This is a genomic window from Thermosynechococcus sp. Uc (assembly GCF_029335995.1).
Lineage (GTDB): Bacteria > Cyanobacteriota > Cyanobacteriia > Thermosynechococcales > Thermosynechococcaceae > Thermosynechococcus.
In genome coordinates this window covers 1-8,511 of the sequence record NZ_JARJMS020000082.1, presented here as the reverse complement: position 1 = coordinate 8,511, position 8,511 = coordinate 1, and the positions used below count along the sequence as shown (strand labels likewise).

The 8,511-nt window shown below is 54.2% G+C and carries 9 protein-coding genes, 1 tRNA gene and 1 pseudogene; 4 read left to right on the top strand and 7 right to left on the bottom strand.

The features are described from left to right. The 3 genes and pseudogenes from P3X23_RS12020 to purD all read right to left on the bottom strand — a co-directional run. A pseudogene (locus P3X23_RS12020) lies at window positions 1-288 on the bottom strand (cytosine methyltransferase); the annotation flags it as partial. Window positions 289-431: 143 nt separating this feature from the next. Continuing rightward, window positions 432-725 carry a DUF3082 domain-containing protein gene (locus P3X23_RS09165; RefSeq protein ID WP_300875750.1) on the bottom strand — a complete coding sequence of 98 codons (294 nt, stop codon included), beginning with the start codon at window positions 723-725 and terminating at the stop codon, window positions 432-434. A gap of 8 nt (window positions 726-733) precedes the next feature. Further along, complete coding sequence (gene purD, locus P3X23_RS09160) at window positions 734-2,026, bottom strand: phosphoribosylamine--glycine ligase (protein ID WP_300875747.1); 1,293 nt, start codon at window positions 2,024-2,026, stop codon at window positions 734-736. 187 nt (window positions 2,027-2,213) lie between these two features. Here purD and P3X23_RS09155 point away from each other — a divergent pair. Next, a tRNA-Asp gene (locus P3X23_RS09155) sits at window positions 2,214-2,287 on the top strand. A gap of 7 nt (window positions 2,288-2,294) precedes the next feature. On the opposite strand, the gene P3X23_RS09150 is transcribed toward P3X23_RS09155, so the two are convergent. After that, complete coding sequence (locus P3X23_RS09150; RefSeq protein ID WP_300875744.1) at window positions 2,295-2,873, bottom strand: M23 family metallopeptidase; 579 nt, start codon at window positions 2,871-2,873, stop codon at window positions 2,295-2,297. Window positions 2,874-2,979: 106 nt separating this feature from the next. Here P3X23_RS09150 and P3X23_RS09145 point away from each other — a divergent pair, with 106 nt between their 5' ends. After that, window positions 2,980-3,243, top strand: coding sequence for a DUF3493 domain-containing protein (locus tag P3X23_RS09145; protein ID WP_300875741.1), 264 nt, complete (start codon window positions 2,980-2,982; stop codon window positions 3,241-3,243). Here P3X23_RS09145 and prmC read toward each other — a convergent pair. Continuing rightward, on the bottom strand, window positions 3,240-4,115 hold the full coding sequence (gene prmC / locus P3X23_RS09140; RefSeq protein ID WP_300875738.1) for a peptide chain release factor N(5)-glutamine methyltransferase: 876 nt from the start codon (window positions 4,113-4,115) through the stop codon (window positions 3,240-3,242). The genes P3X23_RS09145 and prmC overlap by 4 nt on opposite strands. Before the next feature lie 78 nt (window positions 4,116-4,193). On the opposite strand from prmC, the gene P3X23_RS09135 reads away from it, so the two are divergent. Beyond that, a complete protein-coding gene (locus tag P3X23_RS09135; protein WP_300875735.1) occupies window positions 4,194-4,547 on the top strand; it encodes a hypothetical protein in 354 nt (117 codons plus the stop codon). Here the strand turns inward: P3X23_RS09135 and P3X23_RS09130 are convergent. Both P3X23_RS09130 and P3X23_RS09125 read right to left on the bottom strand, forming a co-directional pair. After that, on the bottom strand, window positions 4,539-4,775 hold the full coding sequence (locus tag P3X23_RS09130) for a hypothetical protein (protein WP_300875733.1): 237 nt from the start codon (window positions 4,773-4,775) through the stop codon (window positions 4,539-4,541). The genes P3X23_RS09135 and P3X23_RS09130 overlap by 9 nt on opposite strands. Before the next feature lie 50 nt (window positions 4,776-4,825). Continuing rightward, window positions 4,826-5,581 (bottom strand): response regulator transcription factor, encoded by a 756-nt coding sequence (locus tag P3X23_RS09125; RefSeq protein WP_367186586.1) that lies wholly within the window; start codon window positions 5,579-5,581, stop codon window positions 4,826-4,828. 233 nt (window positions 5,582-5,814) lie between these two features. Here P3X23_RS09125 and P3X23_RS09120 point away from each other — a divergent pair. Next, a partial coding sequence (locus P3X23_RS09120; protein WP_300875729.1) for an FHA domain-containing protein occupies window positions 5,815-8,511 on the top strand: 2,697 nt, incomplete at its 3' end.

Below are 8,511 nucleotides of genomic sequence, written 5' to 3'. Positions count from 1 at the left end.
GCGCAGCCAACCGAGCTTCGGCAGAAACAGGCGGCTATTGGCCTGATCGAGTTTGAGCTGTTTCGGGTCGGGAGAGCGGACGCTGTCCGCTTGGCCTTTTTTCTTGAAACGTGGGAAGTCGGCTTGCTTGGCGAAGAAGTTACTGTAGGCACGTTCTAAGTCCTTGAGCAACTGTTGTAGGGGATGTACGGGCGTATTCGCTAGCCAAGCGGTGTTCGGCCTGTTTCGTCACTCGGTCTGCTCGCCAGTCGGCATGAGTTCGTATTTGAAGGTTTGGATGCGCTGCAGGTGGTGAATCATATTTTTATCGTGCGACAGTTCATTGAGCAGCAGCAGAGGCCACAGTGAAATCCAAGGAGGGCTACGCCGTCTGCCCTATCCTTCTCCGCCCTGAATGCGGGGCTTGCCGCCTATCTGGCCAGCAGCGAGGGTTAAGTTTGCTCACCCTGTACCCAGCGTTCCCAGAGGAGCTGCAGTGTCAGAGCCACTAAGCCTAGCGCAATAATGCTAAAAACACCCGTTGCCAAGGTACATAGACCCACCACGAGGGTGCGCACAGCCACTGCTAAGCTATAGACCAGTTGATTGTGGTAGCTCACCGCGTGAGTAGCAAAGACATAGGCGATCGCCCCTGTGAGCCGATGCAGCAGAATTCCAAGGGTGCCAGCAATTAGCGCACCGGTTAAACAGCGTAATGGATTGGTGTTCGGGGGGAGAACCGTCATGGAAAGCACTAACCTTTATGAGCCGATGATTCCAGAATACGGTAGCCAATGTCACGACGATAGTAGCAATCGGCAAATTGAATGGCGTTCACGCCGGCATAGGCTTTGGCTTGAGCAGTGGCAAAATCAGGAGCTAAGGCGGTGATATTCAGTACGCGCCCACCATTGGTATACCATTGCCCATCCTGCCAGCGGGTTCCCGCATGGAAAACAAGGACACCTTGAGCCATCGCGTTGGGAATGCCCTGAATCACATCCCCTTTACGGTAACTCCCCGGATACCCCCCTGCCGCCATTACGACCGATAGCGCCACCTCATGGCGCCATTGCAACGCTCCCAAACGAGCCAACCGCCCCTCGACACAGGCCAAAAGTACCTCAATCAGAGGGGTTTCCAAAAGGGGTAGCACCACTTGGGTTTCCGGATCGCCAAAGCGACAGTTAAACTCCACCACGTAGGGATCTCCTGCGGGCGTGACCATCAGACCGGCATAGAGTACCCCACAGTAGTGAATCCCCCGATCCTGTAAGGCTCTGAGGGTAGGTTCGAGAATTGTTTTTTGAATCCGTTCCATCAATTCTGACGTCACCCAAGGAACTGGAGCATACACTCCCATTCCCCCAGTATTTGGCCCTGTATCCCCTTCGCCAACGCGCTTGTGGTCTTGGGCAGGCAGCAGCGGCACAATTGTTTGACCATCCGTAATGGCGAGTACCGACACCTCTTGCCCCTCCAGTACCGATTCAATGACCACCCGTTGACCCGCGGCACCAAATTCGCCCCCAAAAATCCGCTCTAGAGCGGCGATCGCCTCTGCTTCTGTGGCTGCGACTGTTACCCCTTTACCCGCCGCTAGACCATCTGCCTTAATGACAATGGGTGCGCCTTGGGTTTGAACGTAGCGAGAAGCCACTTCATAATCGTCAAACACGGCCGCCTTGGCTGTAGGAATCTGAGCCGATGCCATGAGCGCCTTTGCCCAAGCTTTACTGGCTTCAATCTGTGCTCCTGCTTGGGTTGGACCAAAAACGGGAATGCCTAGCGATTGGAGGCGATCGCCTAAGCCGGCGGCAAGGGGTACCTCCGGCCCAACAACAACTAAGTCAACCTTCTTCTCTTTGGCAAAGTTTCCAATGTCAGTGAGGGCGGTGGCTGCAATGGCAACATTTTCACATCGCTCTAGGCAGGCTGTTCCCCCATTGCCGGGAAGACAATAGACTTGGCTCACCTGAGGAGAATCCAGTAATTTCCAAGCGATTGCGTGCTCCCGACCACCACTGCCAATGACAACGACCTTCACAGATGCACTCCAAAAAGATAGGCGATCATTTTTGCAATCAATCTTCAGGAGCTTATCAAGTTTACCGCTCAAGCGGCAATGGTCTGTGCACAGGCAAAAAGAAACAACCGGCTGCGATCGCCTTGTAAGATTTAACTAGTTGACAAGGCCATGATTTTCCTGATAGTCTAAAAATCGCTCAAAAATTGGGACTGTAGTTCAATCGGTTAGAGCACCGCCCTGTCACGGCGGAAGTTGCGGGTTCGAGCCCCGTCAGTCCCGTCAATTCTCAGCGCTGGGCTTGGCTATCATACATCGCCTGTAGAACCACGGCCGGGTTGACAAGTTGCCCTCGGTGGCGGAGCGTCCAGTGAAGATGAGGCCCTGTGGTGCGCCCTGTCATGCCTACGCGACCGATGCGCGCCCCCGTAGGTACTCGCTGCCCCTCTAGGATTAAAATGCCGCCAGCGCGATCGATCATGGCTCGTCCTTGGGGGGTCTGCTCAACCCGTCCCATCATGTGGCAGTAAACGTGTTCCCAAGCTCCCGATTGAATCCGTACCAGTGTGCCACAGGCGGTGTGGTCGGAAACTTCAATCACCTGACCAGCCCACCAGTTGCGGATGTAGCTCCCTTGGGGAGCGGCAAAATCGAGGCCGTTGTGAAATTCAGTCGTAGGTTCCCCCGTAGGCGATCGCCGGTAGCCAAAAGGAGAGGTATAGCCCTGAAAATTTTCCACAGGAAATGAAGCGTCGCTCCAGCGGAGTGTCCTTGCACCTGTATTTTGGGAGGGTTGACTGAGTTGGGGAATTGCAACCATGCTACTACAGGCGATCGCCAGTGCTAGACCAATTCGCTGCCAATGCATACCAAACTCCTCACATCTTTTTTGCCTGCGGCCTTAGACCATCATTGATATACACCGTTCCCTATTGTAGGGACGTAGGATATTTTCAGGTGATCAGAAAATCAAGATGGCTGCTAACGAACCCAAGGAACAGACTGAAGTGACTCAACCTACCCTGCGCGATCGCCTACGAGCTGAGGCAGCGGCTCCCTATCGGGGACTACGGCGTGTTTTTTATGCTGTTTTTGCTGCTTCCGGCCTCATGGGTGCCTTTATCCTTGGCCTCAAGGGATTGGCGGGCACCGCAGGTGACGATTTGGCGCAGAATCTGGTGTTGCAAATTGGGGTAGTTGTCCTCATGATCACCCTCTGGCGTTGGGATCGCGGCTAAATTCGTTGGGCAAGCAAAAAGCGATCGTGGCCACTGAGATCCTTGAGGATCTCCACCCGTTTATAGGCTTGGGTTGCCATTGCCAGCGCTGCCACCGCTGCCCCTTGGGTCGCCATTAATTCGATAAAGAGCCAGCCTTGGGGCTGAAGATATTTGGGTGCTGTCTCCACAATCTGGCGAATTGCCTCCAAGCCATCAGCACCACCATCGAGGGCCAAGCGGGGTTCATGGTACTGCACCTCCGGCTGGAGAGTGTCCACTAGGCTGGTGGGAATATAGGGGGGATTACTGACAATGCCCTGGACCTGTCCTTTGAGATGCACAACGGGGGCAAACCAATTCCCAACGTAGCATTGCACACGATTGCTCAAACTGTACTTTTCAATATTGATGTGCGCTACTTCTAGGGCTTCAGGACTGCAATCCACAGCATGCACAAAAGCGGCAGGAAAGAACCGCGCCAAGCCGATAGCGATCGCCCCACTACCCGTACCCAAATCCAGCCAGTGACCGTGCTGTTGCCAAGGGGGCACCGCTGCCGCCACGACTTCAAGTAATTCTTCCGTTTCTGGCCGAGGAATCAGCACACTGGGGGCAACCACTAGTTCGAGGTCGTGCCAGTAAACCGTACCAATCAGATATTGCAGGGGAACCCGCTCTTGCCAGCGGCGTTGCCAACGGTCTTGGAGTTCGGCAAGGGAAAGTTTCAGACAGATCTGGGGTGGGAATCGGTGCAGTGTGATTTCCAGAGGACTCAACGCGGTGAAGGCACTGAGGAATTGTTTTAACTCCCGTAGGCCACTCTCGCGCTCAGAGGCAGGAATGATTCCCTGTGCCCAATGCCACCATGCTTGGAGTGCCTCACCACTCACGCATAGATCTTGACCCTTGTTTTCTGAGGAGACTCGTATCAAAATAGCCGTAGAATTCCTAACTGTGCCTTATCCACTGTGGCAGATTTTCAGGAACAGCTTCAACGTCTGCAAGAGCAACTGCAACGGGCACAGGCGCGAGCGAATGAACTGCCGCCACTGGTTCCTGAACCGCCCCCGCCGCCTGTGGATACCGAAACCCCAGACTGGGCGGATGAACGGGCACAAATTGAAGCCCGCGTGCGCAGCCAGACCTTAGTAACAGAACTTCAGGCTCAATTGATTGAGGCTCTTCTAGAGAATGCACGGCTGCGGCGCGCCCTAGAGGAGGAACGGCAGAACCATGCCCGTACCCGCGAGGGGCTAATTACGGCCTTGGGGGATGCGTTGGATACCCTCAAGCAGCGGCGGCGATCGCCGAAATCACCCTAGGGCCACACTGAGACCCACGAGCCCAAGACTCCCTCCCGTGATCACTGCAATTGTCGGCACCTTGCCAAAGAGACTGGCAGCAAAGGGTTCTACCAAGACGAGAAGGGTGGGAGCCAACGCACCCCCCAATTGAGACTGGTGTGCCCCACCAACTGGGGAAGCAACGCCAATAAAGAGTGGCTGCTTTGGAATGAGTCCCACTTCATTGCCAGTGGCGGAGCGGTACATTGGGCAGCAAGATTCCCCTTGGGGAGAGCGCAGGGCTTCCCGCCGATGAGCTAAACTAAAATATGCGCGGGCGATCGCCGGTCAAAGGAGCCAGTTCGATAGCTAGGGCGAGGGGAACGGCCATTCAATGGCTCAAGGTGCAGCCGATAACCGACATTGCGCACGGTTTGAATCAGGCGTGGCTGCTGTGGATTTACTTCGATTTTCTTCCGCAGAGATAGGATGTGTGTATCCACAGTGCGGGGGTTATCAATACTTTCTGGCCAAGCTCGCCGCAGCAACTCCTGACGACTCAAAGGGGTGCCGCTCATTTGGGTGAGGACATAGAGTAAACTAAATTCCTGCGGCGTCAAATCTACCGGCACATTGCGAACCACCACTCGTCGCTGCACTAAGTCCACCTGCAACTCACCCAAGTTCAGGACACTCGGTAAACAGGGGCGTGCTCGCCGTGCCAAGGCCTCAACTCGAGCAAGAAATTCCTGCATCCCAAAGGGCTTGGCCAAGTAATCATCGGCGCCTGCCCGCAGCGCTGTCACCACATCCGCTTCATCCTCGCGGGCAGAAAGAACTAAAATTAAAACAGTACTTTGATGGTGAAGCCAGCGGCATAGTTCCAAACCCTTGCCCTCATTTAAATCCAAATCGAGAATGACCAAATCGGGATGCCGTAGTTGAAACACTTCCTGTCCCTGTTGACAGCCACTGGCAAGATGAACAATGTGCCCCACTTGCTGTAGGTGCCAGCCAAGGAGAGAACGCAAGTGGGGGTTACTTTCGATAATTTCGATGTGCATCAACATCAGGACATCCCCACAACAACAGCGGAGTAAAGAGATTGGGTTCTACAGTTCTGGGAGAATTTGCAAAAAGAGACAACAGAATGGCACTGCCTGAATGAATTGAATGCTAATCTAGCAAATTTAATACCGATGATTTCGTAACGGCTAATACTTTAGGGTTTTTTCTTGTTCCCAACGTAGAAAATTCTCCTGCTTCTACAAGTGACACAATAAAGTGAGATTTCTCAACAAGCGGTATGGCTGTACCGATTCTTGAACTTACGGCGGCTGACGGTTCACGACAGCAAATTCAACTGGGGCGCGATCGCCTGCTCATTGGTACCGACCCCCAAAGCCAAGTCATTTTAGTGGGTGAGGGGGTTTCTCGCCACCATGCCTTAATTATTCCGAAGGAGACGGGTTATCAAGTGGCGGATCTCGGTAGCGTCAGCGGCACTTTTTTGAATGGCACGAAGCTGCGGCCACGCACTCCTGTGACGCTAAAGGCGGGCGATCGCCTACAAATTGGCAACTTTGAAGCCATTTTTGATCCCGAGGGCATAGTGACAACGCAACTACCGGGAACCGTGGTCATGGGGGCTGCCAGTACACCGATTTTGCAGGTGGCGACACCCCACTGGTTGCAGGAGTTTCCGCTGCTGAAGGAGGAACTGGTTCTCGGTCGAGATCCGAAGGCGGACATTACCATTGACCATCCGTTTATCTCCTTTCACCATGCCAAGCTGGTGCGATCAGGGAATCACTACAAAATCATTGACTTGGGCAGCAAGAATGGCCTCCACTGGCGCGGCACAACGATTAGCGAACACACCTTGGCACCGGGGGATGTGATTCATGTAGGGGAATCTCTGCGCCTGACGTATTTGTTGATGCCCGCTACGCAGGTTGTCGAGCAAACCCGCCCCCTGCAACTGCGCGATCGCCAGCAGATTCGCCTTGGTCGCGACCCCAGCAACGATATGGTGCTGGATCATCCTGTCGTCTCGCGGTTTCATGCCCGCCTCTACCTTGAGGAAGGACAATGGTACATTGTCGATCTCGACTCTGCCAACGGTACTTTCATCAATAACCAGCGCCTTGAACCTCGCAAACCCGTGCCCTTACCCACGGGGGCTTTGGTGCGTATTGGCCCTTACAGTTCGCTTTTTACCCCCGACGAAACCATTGTTCCCCACAACGACAGTGGTAACCTGCGCCTCGATGCCATCCACCTCAGCAAAACCACCGCCAAGGGAGCAAAGCTTCTGCAAGATATTTCCCTTTCAATTTTGCCCCGCGAGTTTGTAGCAATTGTTGGTGGCAGTGGTGCCGGTAAATCCACACTCCTCGATGCCCTCAATGGCTTTCGTCCTGCCACGGGGGGTACAGTACTCGTCAACGGCCATGATCTGTACCGCTACTTTGGCACCTATCGCACCCAGATTGGCTATGTGCCCCAGGATGACATTATCCACAGTGAGCTAACTGTGGCTCAGGCCCTAGACTATGCAGCCCGACTGCGCCTACCCGCTGATTTTAGTGAAAAAGAGCGACAGGAACAGGTGAACCGCGTTCTTGGTGAACTGGAGTTAACCCCGCGCCGTAATGTACTGGTTAAACACCTGAGTGGAGGCCAGCGTAAACGAGTATCCATTGGTGTGGAATTGCTTACCCGCCCCAGTTTGTTTTTCTTGGATGAGGCCACTTCTGGCTTGGATCCGGGGACGGAAACCCAAATGATGCGACTATTGCGCCAATTAGCGGATCAAGGGCGCACGGTTCTACTCATTACCCATGCCACTAAGAACGTGATGCTCTGCGATTTGGTGGTGTTTTTAGCACGGGGCGGCCACCTTGCCTACTTTGGGCCACCGGATCAAGCCCTCAGTTATTTTGATGTTCAAGATTTTGATGAAATTTACCTCAAGATTGAAAGCGAGCCCAATCCAGCTCTATGGCAGCAACGCTATCGCCAGTCCCATTTCTACCAAACCTATGTGGTGGAGCGGCAGCGCTCCCTCAATGTGGATACGGCGGCAACACAAGCAGTCCGACCCCAACGCCCAAAACCCACAATTCCCCAGGCGGCACCGTGGCGGCAGTGGTGGATTCTCACCCAGCGAAACTTGGCCATTTTGCGACAGGATCGGGCGGCACTCATTCTCATGCTTTCCCTAGCGCCAATTTTGGGAGCCTTGGATTTTGTTCTCTGGAAGCCAACGATTCTGAATCCGGATCAGGGGGATGCGGGGCAGGCATTTACGATGGCCTTTGTCACTGTGTTGATTGCGGTGATGGTGGGTAGCTTAGCGACGATGCGCGAAATTGTGAAGGAACTGGAGATCTATCGCCGTGAACGGATGGTGGGACTGGGGCTGTGGCCCTACATTTTCTCAAAGCTTGCACCGGCAGCGGTGCTGGCTCTGTACCAAGCAGCAATCTTCCTGGCGCTGAAGTTTTTGGCAATCAATCTGAACCTCGGTCTTGGGGCGATCGCTGGCTTGTATTTAACTCTTTTCCTAGTGACCTTTGGCGGCATGGTGATGGGGCTACTGGTCTCTGCCCTCTCGCCGACTCAAACCGTAGCTCCCCTGTTAACAATTCTCTTTTTGGTGCCGCAGATTACGTTTGCTGGGGCCATTATTCCCCTGAAGGATCTAGGAAGTGTGGGCAATCTGATCAGTGATGTGACGTTGACCCGCTGGAGTTATGCCAATGTGGTATCCCTCTTCGGCTTTGGTCAGGATGTGGCGCGGGATGCCTGCTGGCAGCAACCGAAATCCGCACGGGAAAAACTCAGTCCCAAGGCTCTAGAGCACTGTCCCTGCTTTGACGCTAACCTCTTTCAACGCTGCCACTTTCCGGGGGTGCGCAAAGAGTACCATCCCGCTGTGGATGAATCAGATCACCCACAGCCCCCCAAGCCCGGCGATCACCCGACACTGCCCAAATCG

Excerpts from the sequence above, each read along its gene's own strand:
- P3X23_RS09165 (WP_300875750.1), bottom strand. The coding sequence starts at position 725 with ATGACGGTTCTCCCCCCGAACACCAATCCATTACGCTGTTTAACCGGT.
- P3X23_RS09150 (WP_300875744.1), bottom strand. The coding sequence starts at position 2,873 with ATGCATTGGCAGCGAATTGGTCTAGCACTGGCGATCGCCTGTAGTAGC.
- P3X23_RS09145 (WP_300875741.1), top strand. The coding sequence starts at position 2,980 with ATGGCTGCTAACGAACCCAAGGAACAGACTGAAGTGACTCAACCTACC.
- P3X23_RS09130 (WP_300875733.1), bottom strand. The coding sequence starts at position 4,775 with ATGTACCGCTCCGCCACTGGCAATGAAGTGGGACTCATTCCAAAGCAG.